The organism is Martinezella paranaensis (assembly GCF_014200235.1).
Lineage (GTDB): Bacteria > Pseudomonadota > Alphaproteobacteria > Rhizobiales > Rhizobiaceae > Rhizobium > Rhizobium paranaense.
In genome coordinates this window covers 89,858-110,911 of record NZ_JACHBI010000003.1, presented here as the reverse complement: position 1 = coordinate 110,911, position 21,054 = coordinate 89,858, and the positions used below count along the sequence as shown (strand labels likewise).

Genomic DNA, 21,054 nt, shown 5'->3' with positions numbered 1-21,054 from the left:
GTCTATTTCTTCTGAATGACCTTGAAGGTGGCGCCCGAGGTGATCGGGCCGCTCGCGGCGCCGGGATTGTGGCTGCCCGGCGTGATCAGACATTTGCAGGCTGGCAGCAGCAGGATCACGCCGAGACCGGCGGCAAAGCCCGCCGGCAGATGCGGGAAGACGCCGAAGACGGGCGTAATCCCCTGCCCGTCGGCGCTTGCCGTTTCCGAGACTTCGAGAAAGGCGTAGCGGCCGCCATAGCCGACCTGCATCTTGTCGCCGACGGTCAGCCGATATCCCGACGGCAGGCCCTTGAGGCTGAGCGAAGCATTATCGCCCCCGAGCGCCGCAATGCTGACGCTCGCGGCCCCGATCTTCGTCCCGTCCGGATCGGCCTGCGGATATTTCGACAGCGGATCATAAAGAAAAAGCGCCTCCTGGGCGCCGTGTAGTTTGCGGATGCGGGCGGCGATCTGTTTCGCCTCCGCATTGTACATGTCGGCCAGCGTCACCGTGCCGGTCCAGAGCGGCGGCGCCAGCTCCGCCTGCCAGACCCTGCCATCGCCGGAGCCGGAAAGCTCGTCGTTACGCTGAATGTCCCAGACGATGCTGGAAATCTTCAGAAGATCGGCAAAGGCCGGCAGGCTGTAGGGATAGGAAACGGCCATCAGCGCCTCCGGGGATTGCGGTTGATTTGCGCGACGCGATCGGGAAGCTGCTGATTGAAATCGTTCAGCCCCTGACGCGTCGAACTCTGCGCTTCCGATTGCGCGACATTCTTCACATAGGCCTTCAGATTGCCATCCTCATCGACGGAAACGCCGACCGTGACATGCACACCGGAAGCGGAGCCCGAGGCATCGTTCTGATTATCAGCCCAGAGGCGACGGACGGGAACGGGAGCATCCGGCTGCGCCCGTACCAATTTCGGGCCGCCCTCGCCGACCACGCCGCCATCGGCATAGCCGCGCCGGCCAAGCCGCATGGCCTCGACGACGCCGACGCCGCCCGCCCGGGCGATATCCTTCTGGCTCCAGACGACCTCGCCGGCATGAACGATGCCGGCCGGCTCATGCTTGCCGCCGGGGCCGGTATAGCCGCCATCGGCCCAAAGGCCGGGAATGCCACTCGCAACGGCTGCCGCCGCCTGCGGCGATCGCGCCAGAATACCGAGATCCAGCCCACCGCCTCCGCCGAAGAGCCCGCCAAGAATACCTCCACCACCGAACAGCCCGCCGCCCGCGGCGGCGCTGTTGACCTTGAACAGGCTGTTGAGCACATCGTTCAGCAACCTGTCGGAAATCTTGGTGAGCACGGAAATCGCCGCCTTCCCCAGGGATTTCCAGAGCCCCTCGCCATTGCGCAAGCCGCTGACCGGCGTCGAGGCGAAATCGCCGGCAAGCTCGCGAGCATATTTCAGCTGCTCATTGTAACGAATGATATTGGCCGAGGCCGAATTCATATCGACCGGCAGGCCATATTGCTTCTGTGTCGAAGCAACAGTCTGATCGATGGTCGAGCGGCCCATTTGATCCTGCTGGAACTGGATATCGCGCGCGAGCTTCTGCAGCGCCTGCGCCTCGGCGACACGCCGATAGGCATCAGCCTGATCGTTGGCCGCCTTGGTCAATTGCGGCATTTGCACCAACTGCGCTGCACCACTTTTCTGAAGATCGTCCTGACTTTGCTTCAGCGTGACGACCTTCGATGTCACATTGTCTGTTGCGGCAGCGGATTGGGTGGAGGTCTGTGTAGTAAGCTTGGTTTGTCCAGCGTAAGCTGCCGAGGATTTTGTCGCGTTATCAATGGCCTTTGCTGATCTCCCAATAGCAACGTCATTATCGGTCCGTCCTGCAACTCGATTCGCCTCTACGCTAACGGTAGATTGATCGGCAATTTTTGCGCCAGAATTCGTTGTCGCAGCCGAACTGGACAAACTTGCCAACCCTGGAATAAGCAATCGCGTGATGGCGGCCATTCCATTAACAAATCCTGAGGAACTATTTGCCCATTCAACTAACTTTGAAGCGACTATTTGCGTCGCAGCATTCGATGCCCCAACGTTGTTAATGTTTGTCGCATCAACCGAAGTTCCCGGTGCACCTCCGTTAGTCATATAGCTTACAACCGCAGCTTTAGCTTCCGTACTCGTCTCTTGAATCTTTTCCAATCTCTGCGAAATCAAGCTGGCGTAATTATTTTCCCAAGAGTTTTGTAACGCCTCCAAGTCGGGCGCCACGTCCAGATTTTCCGGCTTCGCTCGGGCTGCTGCAATACCCTCGATAACTTTTTTCACATCCTCCGGAACGGCGTCCATGTGCTGTAATCCGTTGATCAACTTTTCCAACGGCGCCGCAAACTCATAATAACTCGCACCAGGAGTATTCCGCTGAATTCTCGCGTCCGCAACAATATTATAGTTTTCTTTCATAAAGTTATCTAGAATTTTCTCTGATTCTTGGTATTTTTCGTTTATAGATATTCTACTTTTATATATAGTATTTGCCACACTAAGCATTTTCTCAGCGTCTTCGGCGTCTTTCTTAAATTGCGGCATAGAATCGCCGCTCAGCGTGCTTCTATCTTTCTTTTCATCCCGGTCTTTTTTTATTTCCTCAAATGCCGTGGCTTGTTTATTGAGATCGGTCTCGCGCAACAGCCGAGTCAATATGTTATCGCCTTGAGTGGCAGCAAGTTTTGCTTTCGCATCACTAACAAACGGCCCAACAAGCTGCAGAAACCAATGTATTGCTTCACCAACTTCCTGGATTTCGCTCTTGCGAAGGGGTTCACCTGCCCCCGAGGCGCGTTCACGAATAAAATCGAAGTTAGAATATCCCGTAGGATGACTAAAATCTAACATGCTTCTATTAGCACCGCTGGCTGATGCTTGTGTGGTTGGCGGCGCGCTATTAATGAGTTGCGCAACTGCGAAAGTAGTCGTGGCATTTGCTGCCACTTTGCCGTTCGCTGCCGCAAGTTTTATAACTTCTGCGTTTGCTTTGCCGATCGTTCCGCCAGCGACCCGAACCTTGCCATTCATATCGTCGATGGCTCGCGCTGCTGCGCTTGTTTTCTTTTCCGCCCGTGTGGCCTCCGCATTCCATACGCTAAGATCGTTTGCTGCGGAGCGTACTTGGGATGCATCAATGACAATACCAAGTCTTGCAATGTCTAACATAGGCTTGCCCTCCCCTGAATAGCAGAGTATCGTCTCTAGGTTGTCTCATTGGGAAAATTTCGTGCTGTATCTTTTATCTACGGCTGCAGACGCAGCCGCTGTGTGCCCACACCTCAGCTATTTGAAGCGGGCTTCAATCATCGCGAGCGCTTTGCTTGCAACGTCGGCCTTGAGCGGCTGCAACTTTTTTGATCCACCGCTCGTTACCGCATGCGAAGAAAATCTAAAAGGCGCGCTCGTAAAACCCTCAAGCTATCGGCGCCATGATTTCAACATCACTTCAATGCCAGTCACACGATCCGAATTGGATAATTATTTTGAAGGCACGCCATTAAAGGCATTGCGCAAAGAGGCTCTTGAGCGTTTTGACGACGGAACTGAGCGACCGGTACGCTATATGCTAAATTTACAATTTTCCGCTGACGACGAAAACGCCGAAACTGTGACAACAAAGCTCGCGTGCGAGTATTTCTCTTTTGACGGCAAACAGTCCAGCGTCGTTCCGTTCGTAACAGGGTTAAAACCCTTAGATATTTCCGAGTTTTCGCGACTAACGTCCAAATCACTTACGGGTATCGCCGAAGAGAACCTTCGAAAGGCGGCGGAAGGTCTATAGTAGTCCAGCCAACTATGTTTACCTTCTCCCTATGCGGCAGCGCCCACCGCTACTTTGTCAAGTGCTCCTCGTGAAGCTGTGGCGTTCCCAGTTACAACAGCAAATGCTTTTGCTAAAGCTCCCGTTCCCTTCTGTGCATTCCAAGTAGCCACTGTCATACTGGCGAGATTGGTGTTCGCGGCCTTAATACTTGAGCTATCAGCCGTTAAAGTCAGCGTTGCAATGTCCGTCATGGGCTTTCCTTTTCCGGGAAACTTGTCTTATATCCACTAAAATCAATCAGGAGATGAAAATGCGCTGTACCTTTGCGGCTATTTGTATGTGTTTGTGGAGTAATAGTGTAATGGCAGACGATAGTACGCGGACTGAATTGTCCAATACGGTTGTCAATGCGGCACTGACTGCCATAGCTCATGCTTACGTATGCCGTACCGCCTTGGGTTTGGATTATTACGATGCAGTTCGTGGAGGGGCAGAAAGAGCGATCGAAAGTGTGATCGACGACACGAAGGTTTCAGAAAAGCTCAACAGCCTTGAAGAAGAAATGAAAAATAGACCTAAATTTACCAAATTAAAGCCAAGCAAAGATAAATGCATTGAGGTATTATCGAATGGCAAGAACGATATACTCATAAAACTCGATAAATATCAAAAATATAAATATTGAATGTCGCTCTTCATTAATTGAACTAAGAATTATGCAAGAATTACGGTGACAGTGCATTCAAATACACTTCCAGATTTGACCAAAGCAACCAATGGCCCGTCTCGCTCGTATCGTCATCCCTGACACTCCACATCACGTCACCCAACGCGGCAACAGGCGGGCTCAAACCTTCTTTTGCGATGACGACTATGCGCTCTATCGCGATCTCCTAGCTCATTATTGTCGCGCCGCCGGTGTCGAGGTCTGGAGCTGGATATTGATGCCCAACCATGTGCACCTCATTCTCGTGCCGGCGGATGCCGACGGCATTCGCCGGGCTCTATCTCGCGTGCATCGCGTCTACGCCGGCCGTATTCATGCAAGGCTGCGCCGGACCGGCCATTTCTGGCAGGGCCGCTTCGGTTGTGTCGCCATGGATGAAGAGCATCTGGCAGCAGCGCTCCGCTACGTCGCCCTCAATCCGGTGCGCGCTCGCCTTGTCGAACGGGCTGCCGATTGGCGAAGGTCGAGTGTCGCGGCCCAACTTGGACTGATTGAGGATAACGGCGTCACGACCATAACACCGGTTCGTGCTCGCTTTCCCGATTTCGCCGCCCTCCTCGCTGCCGGAGAAGAAGAGATGGCGTTTGCCGCGCTTCGCCGCGCCGAAAGCATCGGCCGCCCCATTGGCAATACCGACTTTTTCGACTGGCTCGAAGACCTCACCGACGCCACCCTCAAGCCGGCTCGTCGCGGCCGCAAAGCTAAGGCCCTCATGGGCGAGAATTAGTGCTCTGTCACCGTAATTCTGTCACCGTAATTCGAGCCGAATACTTACGGGACGCCCACACGGCACATTTCAAAATGCACTTATGTCGGTAATGACGCTTCTAACGTTTTGGAACCAGATGTATCAGTGGATGGTATGACATGGGCGGATTTGCATTGATCGTGTCGTCGGCAAAATCGCAGAAAAATTGTTGGAAGAGCAAAAGCTTACCCCGCCTCCCGCGCCCTGATCGCCTCCGTCTCCTCCTCCACCGCCTGGCAATAGCGCCCGTCCATCGCCTTCAGCACGGCGATGTCCTCGCGGCGCAGAAGGTTGCCGGTCAGGTGCAGCCAGGCAAGCATTTCCTGATGAGAGAGCGGTGCGGGGCCGGAAAAGCCGGGGGCCTGCGCCGAACGCAGGTCCCAGAACCAGTCCCAGAGCGCATAGCCGGCCTCCGGCACCTCGGCCTCCGGGCTTACAAGCTCGAAGGCCTCGTTACGCTCGCGCCGGGTCTCGCCGTTCGCATCGCGCACGCAATCATAGCGTGCGACGATCCTTACGGCTTCGGAGAGCCCTTCGGCAAGCTCTTCATAAAATTTGCGCGGTCCTCCGAGGCGCCGGCCACCTGATCATAGATCCAGCCGGCTTCCTCGACGACTTCGCGAGCCTTCTCGAAGGAGAGTGCCGGCTGCTCGCCCTTCCACTGCTGCTCGCCCCAGCTCCAGGAAGCGATGGCGGCGGCGGCCTTGTCGAGATATTCGGCCTCGACCTTGCTGGTCGTCAGCTTCTTCTTGCGGCTGGCAAGGAAACGGTCGCTATGCTGGCGAACGATCTTCTTCACCTCGTTGCTCTCGGCCGAGCGGATCATGAAGGAGATGCCGAGCGGCTCCTCGGTGGCCGGATGCAGGAGCCGCAGTTCGAAGAGATCTTCGGAATTGACGAGACTGGAGATATCCAAGGAAACACCTTATCGGTTGGGACATTTGAAAGTGGCCGCGCGCCGCAGGAGAGCGACGCGCAAGATTCCGTAAGATGGCGCTTACGGCGTAGTGACAGGATCGACGCGGATCGGAAGCTGGTTGAGCCCGATCTTGAACTTCTCCAGATCGAAATCGTCGGAGCCGCCGCCCGGATAGAGCGGGCCGGAAACGACGCCGCGCGAATAGAAGACCGTGTTGGTCTTGCCCTGCGGCGCGTCGTTGCGCTCGACCTTGATCGCCATGTTGTTGATATTAGGCGGATCGCCGAAGGTGCGCAGGATGATCTGGCCGGGATCATCGGCGATGGAGGCGACTTCGAGCTCCGGATCGCCGGCGTTGGAAACGCCCTTCTGCTTCTGCTGCACCGGCTCATCCAGCGTATTGTAATTGTTGATGGTGGAGTCGGAGCCGAAATCGCCGACCTTGCCGACCTTGCCCACCTGCACCCAGGTCAGCGCGGCATAGGCGCTGGCCGTGAGATCGCTATTCTGGGGCGTCTCGCATACGTAGACCTTGGAGCCCTTCTTGGTACTTTTATTCGCCATGGATCATCTCTCCGGTTCAAAGGCGGTGTAGGGAATGGTGACCGGTATCTGCACGCGGTCATCCTCTTGGATCGGGCCTGCGGCCCACGGCTCGCTACTGATCGTGATCTTCACGCCAGAGGCGAACAGCGTCTTGTTGTTGAAATGGTCGATGAGCCGGCCGGCGGCATCGAGCGGCTTGATCAGCCCGCCGCCGGCCTGCCAATAGACGGAAACCTGCAGAAGCCCGCGCTTCTGCTGCGGATCGTCGCCGAGCGTCACCTGCCGAGTGCGGTTGGGCAGGAAGCTGACGGCCAGATATTTATCCGGCTTAATTTGCCCTGCCGGCGGAAAGGCAATGCCCGGCTGCGCCACCGGCAGCGGCGGCGTAAAAGTCAGCGCCGCCAAGTGGTCCAGCAGCGCAGCCAGAATGAGTGCGTCCGTTCCCGTCGCCATGAATCCCGCCTGATTGTGAGTTGAAGGAGTTTTGCGTTACGCGGTCTCGCGCACGGCCTGCTCGACGGTGTCGGACCAGCGCTGGGCGGCAAGCCGCACCATGCCGGCGCCCGCCTTGCCGTCGACCCCATATTCGACAGCAGCCGCATAGGGCGCGGTAAACCCCATATAGATCCTGCCGCCTAACGGCACGCCGAGGATCGCCAGATTGACCGGCCCGGCATCGAAGCCGTAGCTGCCCGCAGGCGCTGTGTCGGAGGATTGCCCTGACCGCAAGACCGGTATCTCTGAAGCAGAGGCCTGGAACGAATGCACCAGCGCGCCGCTGTCATCCGGTGTGCCCTCGATAACGGCCTCAGCAAGCCGGGTCGCGGAGGTGTGAACAACATCCTCCATCCGCCGTTTGGTCTTTTCAACCCAGGCGGAAACGGCATCGGAGAAATTGGAAGAAGCCATCGTATCAGCCCTCTGAAATGATTCGGCTTTGGCGGCACGCGCTTACACCCGACGACGGAGTGCGCCGTTCGAAATCCAGCAAGGTCGAAGCGCCATAGCGCACGCGGATCGCGGAAACGCCACTTTCCCGGGCAGCCCTCTGCCTCCCCTGCCGCTCGCTCTCTGACAACGACATCAATCGGTCCAGCGCCAGGAGAAACCGGAAAACCAACCAAAGAACGAGCGCGGCGCGGAAGCGGGCAAAGGCGCTCACTGGCGCACCTGTAGCTGCCAGAGCACTGTAATCCCGCCCGGCGACAGCGGCAGCACATCGAAGATCGCATGCTCAACGCCGGCGATCAGCAATCTGTCCTCGAGCATCGGCGCAATCGAAAGCCCGGCCGTAGACAGATAGATCATCCTATCGCCGCGCTGGATCAGCGTATTGCTAATGTGCGCCTGCGTATAATCGAGATCGACCAGCACGCAGGCAAAATCCTGGCTCGTCTGGAAGGGATCGTAATCCGCACCTGAATTGGTGATGCGCCTAAGCAGAGCCTGCTGGCCGAATTTGGCGATCAGCCGCTCGGCCGTTGTGCGGGTTTTGGCATAGTCGAAAGCGGCCATCACACCACCAGGATGCCCGGCAGAACCGGACGCAAGAAGGGATAGAGCAGACCGTCGAGAATGGTCATAACCGGCCTTGCCGAAGAAATGATGTCGGCTGGCGAACCGGCCGCGACATATTCCGTCTCCAGCGGCCCGACCTTTTCGCGTTTGACGGTCTGCGCTGCAGTGACCACGGGGGTCAGGCTGCCAGGTTCGGCGAGCTCGACAGCGGCCGCCTCATAGGCAGCGTAAGTAATCGGCAACGGCACGACATCTTCGGGAACAGCCTCGCCATTGGCCGTCCTGGCCACCTTCCGCGGCCAGGACAGAGCCTGGTCATAACCACCAGCGCGAAGGCCGGGAAAACGCGACTCGTACAAGCCGTCCACGACCTGCGATCCGCGCACTAGGGCAGCCGTGCGCTCACTGTCTCCGGTGGCAGCCCAGGCTGCGTTGTCCCGATCGACAAAATAGGTATTGGCAGCATCGAGCGTGCCGTAGAAAGCTGCAGACATGAGAACTCCAGCGGTAAATGAGGCGGCGCAGCCCCTCTCCCCGCCGAGGCGGAGAGAGGGAAATCAAAGTCACGACGCAGCCGTGATCTCGTCGCCATAGGCCATCGCGGCCGGCAGGCGTACTTCCGTGCCGCCGGTGCGGGCGATGATGCCGGTTTCGAAGCTCATGATCGATTTCTGGCGTGGCTGCAGCACACGCCGCGGCATCGGCAGATGGAAGCGCAGGACTTCCGGATCGCGGCGATAGACGACCATGCGGCCACCGCCATCCTGGGATGCCGTCGCAAGCTCGCGCAGCGGCTGGATATCCAGCGGCTGGCCGGTCTCCGCCGTGTAGACATTGCCCTGACGCAAGAATTCCAGCACGGTGATATAGCCGTCGCCATCGGCAAGCCGCTTGGTGGCAATCAGGCGGAAGGCTTCCGGCGGCAGGCGCAGACTATCCACCCATTCCACTTCGCCGGTGCTTTCGCGCACGCCGCCGATGAGATCGTTGACATCGCGCAGGATCTGATCGGCCGTCTTGGCGGACCACAAGGTCGAAGAGCCCGTGCCATCCGCGGCAATATCGACGCGCGAGACATTGGGATCGTTGACAAAACCCGTCCAACCCTTTTCCGCGGAGCCGACCATGGCAACGGAGTTGAGCAGACGTTCGATCTTGTCCGCAGCAAAGATGGCGTTGGAGGCGTTGAGATCGAGATTGTAGAGCGCCGCCTGATTGACCTCCTCCAGATTCCATTCCCAGCCGGAGCCGACCATTGCGAAATCGTGACTGGCGCTGTCACGCGTCGATTGGTTGAAGGGCATATCCGTGCCGGCGCCGGAGAGGAACTTCGCTTCGCCCGCGCTATCGACGGTGAAGAAGGTCGTACCGGCAGCCCATTCGTTGCCCTCGGTGACGACAGGTACATGCAGGCCGTAATTGAGTGTGGGGTAGCGACGCTGATAGATGCGCGTCTCGATGTTGCGGCCCTGCGCAATGACGAAGGAATAGGCTGCCTGGGCATCGGCGAAATGCTGTCGAACGAACTGGTTCATGGATTAAGCGCTCCTGTGCTTGAGCGAGATTTCGACGATGTCACCATTGCCGCCGCTCGTATCGAAGAAACAATCGGGAATGGGACCGACGATGCCGGTGCCAGCGGCGTTGACATAGGCATTGGTGACCGGGTTGTAATAGACGGCGTCGCCGTCAGCGACCGCACCGCCCGCCCGCACATACATCTGGCCCGAGGTCAGAAAGGCGCCGGTGATGAACTGCGCATAGCCGTCCACCTGGGTCGCGCCGGGCAGCACGGTCGGCGTCAGCACAGCGATACCGAGAAACTTGCCACCTGCGGCATAGGGCGCAACGCCATGATCGGCGAGACCGCGCTGGGCCGGCTGGCCGAACTTGATACCGGCGGCATTTTCCACCGTACGGCTGATCTTGTTGGATTTTTCCTCCGAAGCGATCTGCCCGTGCAGGCCCTTCTGAGGAGCGTTTCCATAGGTGGTCTGATAAGTCGCCATTGAAGCGTCTCCTTTTCGTTGACCTGGTTAGATGGGATTGGCCGGCAGGTGAGCGGACCGCAGGTCACGCACCATGGCGGCATAGGCACTGAACGCCGCGGACATCGACGTCTGCTCGGTAGTAATGCCGTCCTTGACCACGGCCGCGAAAGGATCCGGCGTCTCACGGATGGCCTCGGCTAGCATGTCGAAACGAGCGTCGATATAGGCGTCCGATCTGCCCTCGACCGCCGCTTCGCCGACCTTGGCGAGGACGACCGCCTTGCGGATCGCCGTGTCGGAAAGACCTGCCGTTTTCACGTTGCCGACGATCGCCTTGGCAAGCCCGATGAGATCGGCGCGGGCCTCGGCTCGCCGTTCGATCTCAGCATCGGACAACAGCCCTGCCTTGACGGCATCGAGTTCGGCATCGCGAATGGCAATGGCCTTCTGGCTTGCGATGTCGGCGTCCGCGAGCCGTTGCTGCAACGTCGCAATAAGCTCCGCAGCCTGGTCGCTGACCTCGATGCCGACGCCATCGACGGTGATTGTCTTTGTGATCATCATTCCTTCCTTATTCAAATGGTGATCGGAATTGGAGCGTGGGGCTGCGAGAGGAGCGCAGCCCCACGGTGCTGCCACATCGCCGATGCGGACTTTCGATCCCGCACGGCCACGGCGCACAATGGCGATATGATTGATGCGAATATTCTTTTGGACGGCGTCATAGGCTTCGCCGGCAGGCGTCACGCCCGCGGTAAAGTCGAGATCGCAGACATAGCCGGCTGACAGCTCCTGCTTGCCGCTCTCGATGTCCTGAATGGCCGCCTCGTCACTGACCATGAGTGGCACGCGAATGAAGATGCCCTCGCCGGCGATCTCATCGCCGGTCTGGCCGACGGAGTAGGTCTTCCAGTTTGCCGACGTGACCATTTCCGGCGGATGCTCATTTGTCACCGGTCGGTGAGCAGCACTCTTCAGCGTATCCTGGGAAAAGACTTCCGCACCCGGCCGATAGACCCGCACGGTGCGCATTTCCGGCCTGCCGACCTCCGCACCGAGATAGTTCTGAATACCCGTGCGAGCGATCCGGGCGTCGGCGACAAGATAGCCGTCGCCAGTCCGCCGCGTTCCCGCGACGGTGACAATGTCTGTAAAATTCATGATTGGATGTCCCTTGGTCGGAATCGACTTTGGCAGATGGTTCCGCCGCCTATGACAAGGCGGGGTTCGCTGCGGAGGCGGCAGATGCCGGGCTTTGTTCCTGGCTCTGACGTGTGGTTTCTTCGGATATGCCTTCTTGCAGACCCCCGCCAAAAGCCTCGATCGCCGCCTCCAGTCCCGGCAGCGACCCGTCCTCGACAAAGGTGTTCACCAGTGCCTCCGACAATGCTTGCCGCGGGATGATTTCTTGACCGGAAGACGAACCAAACAAGGCCCGCGCGGCATCGGCCTTAGTCTTGAAAATCTCGGCCTTCTCCTTCTCGCTCATCTGCTCCAACGGCGCCCAAGTAGCGTAGATCTCGGGATCGCGGGCGCCCGTAGCGGAGCGAATAAGGCATTCGTCCAGTCGTGACATGGCGGGTGTGAAATCGAGCTCCTGAATCGCCTGGATGCGATCGTGATAGTTCTTCATGTCGCCATCGCCGGTCGCGTTGAGACCGGCGGGAGATTGGCCAAGCAGGCGCGTGACCGGAATATCGGCGGCACCGGAGACGATCTGCATGAAAGCCATGAGGATGTCCGTCAGTCCCGCCAGCGGCGCGCTCTTGCTATCGTACTCTTCCTCACTGTCGAGGATCAGCGTCCCGTTGACGCCCTTGATGGTGTTGGCCAGCGTATAGCGGCGCAGTACAGCATCCTCGTAAGCCTGATTGCCGATATTGGCCGAGAATTGCGGTACCTTGATAATGTCGATCTTCGCCTCGAAAATGAGACTGGCGATGTTGGCCGCCGTGCTGTCGGCATTCTTGATGGCATCGAAGGTCGCCGTGAGCACGCTCTCGCCCCAGCCATGACCGGCCTGCCCCAGTGTGCCACCAAAATCCTCGTCCGGCGCCATGGCGCCGTTGAAGATCACCAGTCTCGACGGGTGGATGGCAACCTGCGATCCGTTCGCGCCCATCAGTGTGTAGAATTTCGGACTGCCATACCATTCCGACGTCGGGTCGCGCTCGATCTCCCCCGCGGCAAGTTGACGACGTGTCAATACGGTCAGATGCTTCAGCCCGCCCTTGCCGACGCGCTCTGCATCGAGCGGCTGCGAAGGATCTGCGTCGCCGGTGCCGATGAACAAAGCAGCGCCACCGAAGAGCCGCCCTTTCTTAGCGGCTTCCAGAACTTTGCCGCGCAGGTTCAACCGGCGCTCCTCGGCCTCGATCGCCCCGATCTGATCACTCTCGGCCTGCCAGTTGCGCCATTTGCGGCAACTGTCCAGGGCCGGGATATCGACGATCTTGCGCGGCAGCCACGAACCGCGATAGGCGGCAATAATCTGTTCGTCGGTCAGGATCGGCTGGGCATAGAAGACCGATGCCGCCTTGTCGCGCTCCGTCCCCATGCGAGACGCAAGGTTCATCAGCCCATCGCGAACCATCGAGAGTACGTGTCCCATGGATTATCCTTTGGCATCTATGTGAAGGAGAGACCCTTGCAGGGCCTTAGAAATTCTTGAAGCTGAAGGAGGAGCCTAAGGCCAGCTCGTTCAGCGCGTCGGCCAAGGCATCCACCTGATCGTCGAACTGCGCATTCGGAAAGGCGCAGACCTCATCGAGAAATGCCTCGTTCCAATCGCCACGCAACAATTTGACATTTCCAGCCTCCGCCTGCGCAGAAGCCGGCTTGGCGCGCGTCGCCTTGTCACCAGTGATAGACATGACCTTAATGGGAAAGCCGGCAAGCAACTTGATCTTCGTCTCCGCATCGGCTTTGCCGGCGGCGCCAGGGTCCTGTGGCATGCGGATCATCACCGCCGGCCCATCCTGCGTCGCCATGTTCTTCAGATTGCGCTCGACCTCTGCCGGCGACCAGCGGCCACGGGTGACAGTCTCCACATAGAAGATGCCGTTGGCTTGCGCCATGCGCAGGCCGACAGTCCAATCCGGCTGGCGACCGGGACGCTCCTTCGAGGCCGCAAAATCCCAGGCGCGGCAACGCTTCGCGCCCGCCGGTACGGCATCGACGATTTCGAAATCGCCACGCTGAAACAAACCGCCCGAGCGTGGCGACGGCCGCTGCTGAAACTGGCCGGCGACAGCATAGGAGCCGAGCGGTACCTTGTCCCGCTCGACCACCGAACGCGGAAACCGCTCGGGAAAGAGCAATTCGCCCTCCTCCGTCCGCGGATCTTCGAAACCGATCGACGTTCGGCATCGGCGCTCCGGCTCGAATTCCATCGGCAGCATCAGATGCTCATAACCGAGCCCAAGCGCCAGGATCGCGCCCGAGACATCCGCCTCGTGCAGCCGCTGCATGATCACGACAATCGCCGAGCGCTGCGGGTCGTTGAGCCGCGTCGGCACGGATTCGCGGAAGGTGCGGATGGTCGACAGCCGCTCCGCTTCGGATTCCGCGCCATCGACCGAATGCGGATCGTCGATGATCACCCGATCGCCGCGCCCACCGGTCAGTCTTGAAAATGGCACACCCTGGCGAAAGCCGGTGTGCGTATTGGCAAAGGCCATTTCGCCCGTCCGCGTCAGCTTCACCCGGTCGCCCCAAAGCGTCTGATACCATTCCGAGGCGACGAGATCGCGCATGCGCCTATTGTCGCGTTTGGCATAATGTTCCGAATAGGACGAGCCGAGATAGCGCATCTCCGGCATGTTCTTCGGCCCCCATTCCCAAGCCGGCCAGAAAACACCGCAGAGCAGCGACTTCATCGTGCCTGGCGGCACATTGATCAGCAATCGCGTGATCTCGCCAGATGTCACCGACTCGAGATGTCGGCAGATGGCATCGATATGCCAACCATAGACATAGTCGACGGAAGGCTCGACGACATGCCAGGCTTCGCGGACGAAACCGACAAGCGACTGACAGCGCGCCCGAATACCCTCGGCGTTCTCGGCAATCTGCCGGGCTAGTTCCGTCCGCTCCGCCTCAGCCTTCCGTCTCGTCCGCTCCTCGCGTATCGCGGCCATCATCGCCGCCGGGTCCGGCAAGCGGACCGAAGAGGGATTCAAGTGTCGCAAGCTGCTCATCCGTGGCGTTGGTTAAGTCGATCGTGAAACTCTGGCCGCCCTTGGCGCCGCTGCTCTGGCGTTCACTCGGTTTCTGATGAACATAGGATGCGGCGATCTTCGCCATTTCATCCCGCCGTTTCTGATCCGCCTCGTCATCGCGCATGACCTTCAGCATATAGTCGAGCGGCGTATCGCCGGCAGACGCGGTTTTTCGCGGGCGCGCACGCGGCTTGCGCGGCACGACAGGCTTGTCGGCAGTGGACATGCTTTGGAATTCCGATGGAACGTTGAAAGGAAACTCGCGGCTGACAACGGAGCCGCTTGCGGTCAACAGTGCGTCGCTGCAACTGTTCTCATCATGCCAAAATCAATACCCTAATTCGGCGCAGTTGGCGACACCCTTGATCGATAAGACGGCTGCAAGGATTGCGAAATCTTTGATCGCGTCACAGATAATCACTTGAAATTACACTAAGATATCGCACTCTGTCGTCCGACGATCAGAGCAAGATTGCTCCCCTTTTTCCTTCAAAAGGCTTCTGCGCCAGACAAAGCGAATGACCAACAAGCAAGATCATAATCATGCGAAGATCGCCGCGGCACGGGATTTCATTTCTGCCAATCTCCCCATCGTACCCGTCCCTTCAATTCCAGAGATTCGCTTGCACAAGGCCGGACCGCAAAGCGGCTTGTGGCGGCTTGCCGAGCAGGATCAGGAGTTTGGTTCACCCTATTGGGCGCATCATTGGGGTGGAGGATTGGTGCTGGCGCGATATCTTCTCGACCGACCTGACGCCGTCGCCGGCCGCCGCGTACTCGACCTCGGCGCCGGATCCGGCATTGTCGGCATTGCAGCGGCAAAGGCGGGTGCGGCGGAGGTAATCGCGGCCGACGTCGATCCCTATGCTATCGCTGCGACAGGGCTGAATGCCGCCATCAATGGGATGACGGTTCTGCCTGTTCTCACCGATCTGACGACAGGCGAGCCTCCCGCCACGGACATTATCTGCGTCGGCGATCTCTTCTATGAAGCCGCGCTTGCCGAGCGTGTTACCTCATTTCTTGACCCTTGCCTGGCAAGAGGCATCAAGGTCCTGATCGGCGATCCCTGGCGTGCCTATCTGCCGCAGTCGCGGCTGCGGTTGCTGGCGGAATATGCTGTGCCGGATTTTGGCACCACCACCAGCTCGAGGCCGAGCGGGGTCTTTGCATTTGAAACGCAAAACGCCCCGGCAAAGCCGAGGCGATGAAGATCAATCTTGACGACGAAAGCCCTGGGGTTGAATCAGGGCCGATAGCGAACTTAAGCTTTCATCTTCGCACGCCGCCGGTTCTCTCGTTCCAGCCGTTTCGCCAGCGCCGCCAGTTCCGGGCTGGCCGCATCGAAGACCGGCTTTGAATCGTCCGGCAGCCAATGCATCTCGTACTTGACGGGCGGAGTTTTCACGCGCTCAAAACTCCCTGCCGAATTCGGCATCATCGGGGATATGCGTGACCAATCAGGCTCCTGTAGCGACGACGAAATCGCGAGCAGCGCATTGGCGACACTTTGAAATTCGCTCTGAATGCGCCGTTCCGCCGTTCGCCTCACCCGCCCAGTCTTCCCGCAGAAATCGCGGAAGGAACCGACAATATGAGGCGCAGCAAGGCAGACCGACCATCGGGAAAGCAGGATGCGACGTTCCTGATCCCTGACATGGGTCAGCAGCCAGTCCTGCAGCACCTCTTCGGCGCGGCTGATAGCCGCTGCATTCGGACGATAACGGATGCGGGTATCGGCGTGGTCAGTCGGTTCGGGAAGAACATCCGGCCAAAGCGTGCGCACCCGATCCGGGCGGACGCCGCGCACGTCGAGATGAATCATCGTATCGGCAGCCTCGACGAAGCGGGCACGAACGACGAGGCTTAGATCGGCGATCTCGGCCGCACGCTCGGAAAGATCGTCAAACTGCAAGGCGCTGTGGTGCATCAAGTCGCTTCTCCAATTCCCGATAGATCAAAATCCGAAGTGTGGCGCGCACCGGCCATGGACGCCGCGCCACTGCGTCGGCGCGCAAAGCGCCAAGCGCGATATCGTCGAAGGCGGCAAGCAGATCACCCGGTCGGTGCAGCGCCCAATCCTGGCGCTGTACAAGGATGTCGGAAACGGCTCCGATCGTGTCCGACCATAGTTCATCGCGGTTGTTGCCGGTCTGGCGAATACAGCGCAATACGAAGACCAGATGCCCATCGCCGTACTGCCCTCGAATTTCCTGCATCGTGCCGCGGGCGTGGCTTTGTGCCGGCGCACGGCGGCGATGGACGGGCACGAGCTTGATGCCGAGGCCGTCAAGAAGAGTGTCGAGCCTGCCTTTGCTCATGAAGATATCGCCTCCCCTCCAAAAAAATTGAATGCAATCAATGGCAATCGCTTGGTCACGCTACCTTCCCGTTTGCCGCGCCGGCGTCGGCAAAGGGATGCCTCGGCTTGAACAGGGCTTCCGCCTTTGACATCCTCTCCACCCTCGCCCCATCGCGCAGCATCGGCGTGTTGAGATAGGCAACCATCGCCTCGCCGGCTGCCGCCTTGGCCGCATCCTGGGTCGGGAAGACGATGGGCTCGCCGCGATGATCCCTAAGGACTTCGTTCGTGGCGCGGTGGACCTTGCGTATCCAGCCGAGGTGACCGCAGGCGACAGCTTCAGTACCGATTTGAAATTCATTCATGGAAACCTCCTCTGGCGCATCGGCCAGGTCTTTCGAATTAAGTTTTGAAAGTGGTCCAAATGCCTGGCAGCAGGCGGTTCGCGCTGTATCAGCGGGTGCGGAATCTCGAGCGCAATCCGAATGGCCAAAGTCCTCGACGTCCAACCGGATTGGTCTCTGGCTGAAGCTCATCCTTGATCATCTGGAAATGGATCAGATCCCCCTCCGGCGCGCCGCTGGCATCATCCTCCGGACCGGCAAGCCTCGAAGATGAAATGATTGGCTCCAGAGCGGCAAGAACGCAGAGGAAGAAAAGTGCGGCGCCGAGACAGGCAAGAAGACCTTGAATCATCTCGCTCATACCGTCTTCTCCATACCGGGCTCGCTCCCGACCGAACCGGGATCGGATATCTCCGTTGGCTCGACATGCTCATCGCAAGTCTCACAATGCCGCTCGATCACCTCCCCGATCGACAGCGCCCTGCCACAGCCGGGGCAGCCCCAGAAGAAGTCGAAATAACCCACCTTTATGCCCTTCATAGTCGAGATCATACGATCACCCCCAAAATCATCCTTCGCCGGACGCCGTTCGCCTCAGCACTTCGGCCTACAGCGAATTTCGTCGCCGGCATCTTGATGCACACAAAATATGTTGTTATTAATGTCGATGTCAACATGATTTATGTTAATTATTTTGCGAGTGTTGGATCATGCAGAAATCCATGGGCGAACGACTGAAGGCGGCGCGCGAAGCCGCAAACTATCCCTCGGCGACGAAGGCGGCGGAGGCACTCGGCATTGGCCTGTCCACCTACCGAGCGCACGAAAACGGCCAGAACGAATTCGGTCCTGAGATCGCCGACCGCTATGCCAAGAAGTTCGGCACTACCGCTGGTTATCTCCTGACCGGCGAAGGGCCAAGGAAGGTGGAGCGACCGGGGCCACGCATGGTGGTCACCTCCTTCGATCCCGATGAACAGTACAATGAAGGGTTTGCCGAAGGCGGCGAAGACCTGAGCTACAGTCGGGAACATTGGCAGCCGAAGATCGAAGGCGCGACGCCGGAGGTGGACGTCAAACTCGGCGCCGGCAGCGGCATCGTCGGCGAAGTCATCAACCTGCCGGTCGGCGCAGGCAATGTCGCCGGCCACAAGATCGTGGCGGAATGGCTGATTCCCTCGGGCTATTTGCGCAACGAAGCAAAGGCATCACCGAACCATACCATCATCATGGAAGTGATCGGCGATTCCATGCAGCCCACCTACATGCCCGGCGATCGCGTCGTCGTCGATCTCTCGCAGAACCAGATGGCGACCGATACGGTCTATGCCATCAGCGACGGCTATTCCGAACCGCAGATCAAACGCCTCCAGCGCGTTCCCTTCACCCAGCCCAGCCAAGTGAAGATCATCTCCGACAACCCTGCGCTGGAGACCTTTACGGTTGAATTGGCGCGGCTGACGATCATCGGGCGCATCTGCGGGCATATTGCCAGGAAGTAAGCGCCCCCTCGTCTTAAGCCTCATCAACCGTCCAGCCCAGCCTGACCGATTCCGGCCGGTCACTTCAACTCAAGCCAGTTAAACATCTTTCGTGTTTTTCTGCAATTATAAGACACAAATTATGTTGACACATATCGTGCCATATGACAGCTTGCCTTTCGTGAGCCGATCGGCCGAAACGGAATGAGCCCAGGCAAGTCCAGAAGATCTTGCGTGAAGTCAGCGAAACCGGATCGGCGGTCGGATGAACAGATGGTGCATCTCTCGGGTGCAGAAAGGGAAGACGCCACGCATGCCTTCGAGATCCGATGTCATGACTACCGCCTGGACGCTCTATCGCCGCGACACGCGGTTGCTCCGGCCTTCGACTGCGGCCGCCCGGCGCAGATGGTTTGCCCGCTCGCTTTCGACGGCTTGGACATGGGCACGCCAACAAGCAACCGATGCGACCAAAACCGAAGATCAGAACCGCGCCGAGCGAATTGCAGGCTTGAGACTGGAACTGTTGCGCATCGACGCCCGGCCTTTTGGAATGTCGATTGCGAAGGATCGGGCAATGCTGGCGGAAGAGATCCATCATCTGTCAGCAAAATCGTGTTCGTCGGTTGCACAAATGGCCGCCTGATGATGCCTGCTGATGTTTTCTCCTGTGAATATTCATTCGACGAACTCACCATTAACCTCTGCGATCGTTGGGAGACGGGCCTGCTTCTCTACGGCCGCGCCGAATTGACATCGGCAGGGGATGGTTATGACGGTGAGTTTTATGTCTCGGCGATCCGATTGGATGGCGGTGCGCGCCTGGCACGGCCACATCCGCTCGGCAACGCAGGCGGCTTCGAGGCCGAACTGTTCCGCCGCATCGCTGCCGTGATCGAAAACGACAAGACGCTCGCTGGCCGTCAGGCCGCCGAGCTGTTCGCCATCGAGTACGGACAGTCTACGGAGACCGATTACGATATATTTCGCAAAATTGAGCAGGAGAGGATATTGGAGCCGGTGGCTTGATATCCTGCCGACGTCCCTTGAAGAAGAGTGCGGAATTACGGCCTGAACTTCCGTTAGTGCGCGACGGGGAATCTGTTGGCCTACACGTTTTTCCATTTCGAAAACGTCGCCGCCTGCCCCCGCCGATTTCCCTCGCGGTCGATGAGTTGCCAGACAATGCCGTCTTCCATCCAGAAGCGCCGTCCCGACTTCGTGATCCGCAACCCGCGATACCCCGAAATGAAACCGTCCCGCGTAACCGCATCCAACAATTGCTGACGCTCGGCCCGGTTGGGCAGCTCCGCCGAAAGACGCGACGGCAAAGTGATGAACTCATCCCAGGGATATTCGAAACAAGCCTGGCCAGCTTTATTCGCATAAATAAAACGCGGATCGGCGTCGGTATTATGCGCCACGACCACGAAGGGGGCTTCATTGTAAAGCCAGCTCGGCCCCAGCCCCTCGCCGATGAGAGGCGCCCCGACGATACGCGCATAACTTCCGGTGAGTAGATCGAAGAACTCAGGATCGACCGACAAATCGGCGGCATTGTGTTCTGGGCTAACGGCCATGGATATCTTTCCTGTTGAGCACATCCGGCTTTTCTTTAGGCCGGATGTGCGGGAAACCAAACAGGAAATCTCGCTGATACCTGTGACTTGGCCTGGTGCATAGGTTCAAAAGATGGTGAGCCCGAAGGCAAACCATAACCAGCGAAAATCAATGATTTAGACGAAAGCGGGACCGGAAAACCTTCCGCAGATAATCTCGACCGCCCGCTTGACTATTGATAGTCGTCGTCTCGCGACGAGGACCGCCGCCCTTCAAGCCTATCCAGAATTTGGTTTAGCTCGTCCGCACATGCCTTCATCGGTTCATCTTCGGCACATTTGATATCTATTTTAACGTCGCCGCTCTCGATGCGAAAACGAGCGGCCTTGGACATCATCGGACGATGCCCCATCATGCCCCTATGCCAATCGCCCCTCATCGCGTCGTCATCGGGCCGGCGCTGCCCCATTGTTGGCGGTTGCGGCGAGTTTGCTGGCGGTGCAGTTTCGCTCTGGGTCGGCTGTTGAGCTGGCTGCTGGGCCGGCTGTGTCGGCGTCGCTGTGTTCGGCGCCTGTTGGGCGAAACCGACGCCAGCCGAAAACAATACCGTCAGCGCAGCGATAGATAGGATCGTTCTCATTCCGTGGTCCTCCTCTAGACTGTGTGAAGAACACGCGAACTGGAGGATGGTTGCCGGGATGTACGAAAATTTGAAGTCACGTAGCCTAGGGGCTCCGAAAAGCACCATTGGTAGCTGCAGCCAGAAGAAAAAAGATGGTGGGCCCGGAGGGACTCGAACCCCCAACCAAGCGGTTATGAGCCGCCGGCTCTAACCATTGAGCTACAGGCCCGGCACGAGTAAAAATGATCGTGCATACAGCACCGGAGCAATGGTTCCCCGGAAGCCGACTTGGCTCTAGCCCAATTCGTCTTTCCCCAC

29 protein-coding genes and 1 tRNA gene are annotated in these 21,054 nt (G+C 58.5%); 7 read left to right on the top strand and 23 right to left on the bottom strand.

Annotated elements, in window-relative coordinates; genetic code table 11:
• Positions 1 to 2: 2 nt before the first annotated feature.
• Entirely contained in the window at positions 3 to 647 is a 645-nt protein-coding gene (locus GGD50_RS09435; RefSeq protein WP_107108568.1) for a hypothetical protein, read from the bottom strand.
• Positions 647 to 3,160, bottom strand: coding sequence for a hypothetical protein (locus GGD50_RS32550; RefSeq protein ID WP_210203684.1), 2,514 nt, complete (start codon positions 3,158 to 3,160; stop codon positions 647 to 649). Before GGD50_RS32550 ends, GGD50_RS09435 begins: the two co-directional genes overlap by 1 nt.
• 61 nt (positions 3,161 to 3,221) lie before the next feature.
• Here GGD50_RS32550 and GGD50_RS09425 point away from each other — a divergent pair, with 61 nt between their 5' ends.
• Positions 3,222 to 3,776 carry a hypothetical protein gene (locus GGD50_RS09425; protein ID WP_107108570.1) on the top strand — a complete coding sequence of 185 codons (555 nt, stop codon included), beginning with the start codon at positions 3,222 to 3,224 and terminating at the stop codon, positions 3,774 to 3,776.
• A gap of 29 nt (positions 3,777 to 3,805) precedes the next feature.
• Here the strand turns inward: GGD50_RS09425 and GGD50_RS09420 are convergent, their stop codons facing one another.
• Positions 3,806 to 4,009: a hypothetical protein gene (locus GGD50_RS09420; protein WP_146143996.1), complete on the bottom strand. Its 204-nt coding sequence runs from the start codon at positions 4,007 to 4,009 to the stop codon at positions 3,806 to 3,808.
• A gap of 110 nt (positions 4,010 to 4,119) precedes the next feature.
• Here GGD50_RS09420 and GGD50_RS09415 point away from each other — a divergent pair, with 110 nt between their 5' ends.
• Together GGD50_RS09415 and GGD50_RS09410 are read left to right on the top strand one after the other, a co-directional pair.
• A complete protein-coding gene (locus GGD50_RS09415; protein ID WP_107108571.1) occupies positions 4,120 to 4,443 on the top strand; it encodes a hypothetical protein in 324 nt (107 codons plus the stop codon).
• A gap of 91 nt (positions 4,444 to 4,534) precedes the next feature.
• Positions 4,535 to 5,212 (top strand): transposase, encoded by a 678-nt coding sequence (locus GGD50_RS09410; RefSeq protein ID WP_107108572.1) that lies wholly within the window; start codon positions 4,535 to 4,537, stop codon positions 5,210 to 5,212.
• A gap of 206 nt (positions 5,213 to 5,418) precedes the next feature.
• On the opposite strand, the gene GGD50_RS32715 is transcribed toward GGD50_RS09410, so the two are convergent.
• From GGD50_RS32715 to GGD50_RS09345, 13 genes are all read right to left on the bottom strand, one after another.
• Positions 5,419 to 5,724: a phage tail assembly chaperone gene (locus GGD50_RS32715; RefSeq protein ID WP_107108573.1), complete on the bottom strand. Its 306-nt coding sequence runs from the start codon at positions 5,722 to 5,724 to the stop codon at positions 5,419 to 5,421.
• Between the two features lie 23 nt (positions 5,725 to 5,747).
• A complete protein-coding gene (locus tag GGD50_RS09400) occupies positions 5,748 to 6,149 on the bottom strand; it encodes a hypothetical protein (RefSeq protein WP_107108574.1) in 402 nt (133 codons plus the stop codon).
• 81 nt (positions 6,150 to 6,230) lie between these two features.
• Entirely contained in the window at positions 6,231 to 6,716 is a 486-nt protein-coding gene (locus tag GGD50_RS09395) for a hypothetical protein (RefSeq protein WP_107108575.1), read from the bottom strand.
• Between the two features lie 3 nt (positions 6,717 to 6,719).
• Positions 6,720 to 7,151 carry a phage tail terminator-like protein gene (locus GGD50_RS09390; RefSeq protein ID WP_107108576.1) on the bottom strand — a complete coding sequence of 144 codons (432 nt, stop codon included), beginning with the start codon at positions 7,149 to 7,151 and terminating at the stop codon, positions 6,720 to 6,722.
• A gap of 36 nt (positions 7,152 to 7,187) precedes the next feature.
• Entirely contained in the window at positions 7,188 to 7,607 is a 420-nt protein-coding gene (locus GGD50_RS09385) for a hypothetical protein (RefSeq protein WP_107108577.1), read from the bottom strand.
• A gap of 249 nt (positions 7,608 to 7,856) precedes the next feature.
• Entirely contained in the window at positions 7,857 to 8,213 is a 357-nt protein-coding gene (locus tag GGD50_RS09380) for a hypothetical protein (protein ID WP_107108578.1), read from the bottom strand.
• Positions 8,213 to 8,710 carry a DnaT-like ssDNA-binding protein gene (locus GGD50_RS09375; RefSeq protein WP_107108579.1) on the bottom strand — a complete coding sequence of 166 codons (498 nt, stop codon included), beginning with the start codon at positions 8,708 to 8,710 and terminating at the stop codon, positions 8,213 to 8,215. The genes GGD50_RS09380 and GGD50_RS09375 overlap by 1 nt, the downstream gene beginning before the upstream one ends.
• Before the next feature lie 69 nt (positions 8,711 to 8,779).
• Complete coding sequence (locus GGD50_RS09370; RefSeq protein ID WP_107108580.1) at positions 8,780 to 9,751, bottom strand: DUF2184 domain-containing protein; 972 nt, start codon at positions 9,749 to 9,751, stop codon at positions 8,780 to 8,782.
• A 3-nt stretch (positions 9,752 to 9,754) separates the two neighbouring features.
• The gene (locus GGD50_RS09365; RefSeq protein WP_107108581.1) at positions 9,755 to 10,225 is read right to left on the bottom strand and encodes a structural cement protein Gp24; all 471 of its coding nucleotides are present in this window, start codon (positions 10,223 to 10,225) and stop codon (positions 9,755 to 9,757) included.
• 27 nt (positions 10,226 to 10,252) lie between these two features.
• Entirely contained in the window at positions 10,253 to 11,368 is a 1,116-nt protein-coding gene (locus tag GGD50_RS09360; protein ID WP_107108582.1) for a DUF2213 domain-containing protein, read from the bottom strand.
• A 49-nt stretch (positions 11,369 to 11,417) separates the two neighbouring features.
• Positions 11,418 to 12,818, bottom strand: coding sequence for a DUF1073 domain-containing protein (locus GGD50_RS09355; protein WP_107108583.1), 1,401 nt, complete (start codon positions 12,816 to 12,818; stop codon positions 11,418 to 11,420).
• Positions 12,819 to 12,864: 46 nt separating this feature from the next.
• Positions 12,865 to 14,349: a phage terminase large subunit gene (gene terL / locus GGD50_RS09350; RefSeq protein WP_181316076.1), complete on the bottom strand. Its 1,485-nt coding sequence runs from the start codon at positions 14,347 to 14,349 to the stop codon at positions 12,865 to 12,867.
• Complete coding sequence (locus GGD50_RS09345; RefSeq protein ID WP_107108833.1) at positions 14,306 to 14,653, bottom strand: hypothetical protein; 348 nt, start codon at positions 14,651 to 14,653, stop codon at positions 14,306 to 14,308. Before GGD50_RS09345 ends, terL begins: the two co-directional genes overlap by 44 nt.
• 292 nt (positions 14,654 to 14,945) lie before the next feature.
• Between GGD50_RS09345 and GGD50_RS09340 the strand changes: the two genes are divergently transcribed.
• Positions 14,946 to 15,638, top strand: coding sequence for a class I SAM-dependent methyltransferase (locus tag GGD50_RS09340; RefSeq protein ID WP_107108584.1), 693 nt, complete (start codon positions 14,946 to 14,948; stop codon positions 15,636 to 15,638).
• A 53-nt stretch (positions 15,639 to 15,691) separates the two neighbouring features.
• Here the strand turns inward: GGD50_RS09340 and GGD50_RS09335 are convergent, their stop codons facing one another.
• The 5 genes from GGD50_RS09335 to GGD50_RS09315 all read right to left on the bottom strand — a co-directional run bounded on the left by GGD50_RS09335 (position 15,692) and on the right by GGD50_RS09315 (position 17,625).
• Complete coding sequence (locus GGD50_RS09335; protein WP_107108585.1) at positions 15,692 to 16,357, bottom strand: DUF6362 family protein; 666 nt, start codon at positions 16,355 to 16,357, stop codon at positions 15,692 to 15,694.
• Positions 16,332 to 16,748, bottom strand: coding sequence for a hypothetical protein (locus GGD50_RS09330; protein WP_107108586.1), 417 nt, complete (start codon positions 16,746 to 16,748; stop codon positions 16,332 to 16,334). The genes GGD50_RS09335 and GGD50_RS09330 overlap by 26 nt, the downstream gene beginning before the upstream one ends.
• Positions 16,749 to 16,803: 55 nt before the next feature.
• Positions 16,804 to 17,094: a hypothetical protein gene (locus GGD50_RS09325; protein WP_107108587.1), complete on the bottom strand. Its 291-nt coding sequence runs from the start codon at positions 17,092 to 17,094 to the stop codon at positions 16,804 to 16,806.
• A gap of 88 nt (positions 17,095 to 17,182) precedes the next feature.
• A complete protein-coding gene (locus tag GGD50_RS09320) occupies positions 17,183 to 17,434 on the bottom strand; it encodes a hypothetical protein (RefSeq protein WP_107108588.1) in 252 nt (83 codons plus the stop codon).
• Positions 17,431 to 17,625 (bottom strand): hypothetical protein, encoded by a 195-nt coding sequence (locus GGD50_RS09315; RefSeq protein ID WP_181316077.1) that lies wholly within the window; start codon positions 17,623 to 17,625, stop codon positions 17,431 to 17,433. Before GGD50_RS09315 ends, GGD50_RS09320 begins: the two co-directional genes overlap by 4 nt.
• Positions 17,626 to 17,783: 158 nt before the next feature.
• On the opposite strand from GGD50_RS09315, the gene GGD50_RS09310 reads away from it, so the two are divergent.
• The 3 genes from GGD50_RS09310 to GGD50_RS09305 all read left to right on the top strand — a co-directional run bounded on the left by GGD50_RS09310 (position 17,784) and on the right by GGD50_RS09305 (position 19,583).
• Positions 17,784 to 18,575: a S24 family peptidase gene (locus GGD50_RS09310; RefSeq protein ID WP_107108589.1), complete on the top strand. Its 792-nt coding sequence runs from the start codon at positions 17,784 to 17,786 to the stop codon at positions 18,573 to 18,575.
• A gap of 292 nt (positions 18,576 to 18,867) precedes the next feature.
• Entirely contained in the window at positions 18,868 to 19,200 is a 333-nt protein-coding gene (locus GGD50_RS32540; RefSeq protein WP_246451109.1) for a hypothetical protein, read from the top strand.
• 2 nt (positions 19,201 to 19,202) lie between these two features.
• A complete protein-coding gene (locus GGD50_RS09305; protein ID WP_246451107.1) occupies positions 19,203 to 19,583 on the top strand; it encodes a hypothetical protein in 381 nt (126 codons plus the stop codon).
• A gap of 80 nt (positions 19,584 to 19,663) precedes the next feature.
• Here GGD50_RS09305 and GGD50_RS09300 read toward each other — a convergent pair whose 3' ends face one another.
• Both GGD50_RS09300 and GGD50_RS09295 read right to left on the bottom strand, forming a co-directional pair.
• On the bottom strand, positions 19,664 to 20,134 hold the full coding sequence (locus GGD50_RS09300) for an MEKHLA domain-containing protein (RefSeq protein ID WP_107108592.1): 471 nt from the start codon (positions 20,132 to 20,134) through the stop codon (positions 19,664 to 19,666).
• A 755-nt stretch (positions 20,135 to 20,889) separates the two neighbouring features.
• Positions 20,890 to 20,965, bottom strand: a tRNA-Ile gene (locus GGD50_RS09295).
• Between the last annotated feature and the right edge of the window lie 89 nt (positions 20,966 to 21,054).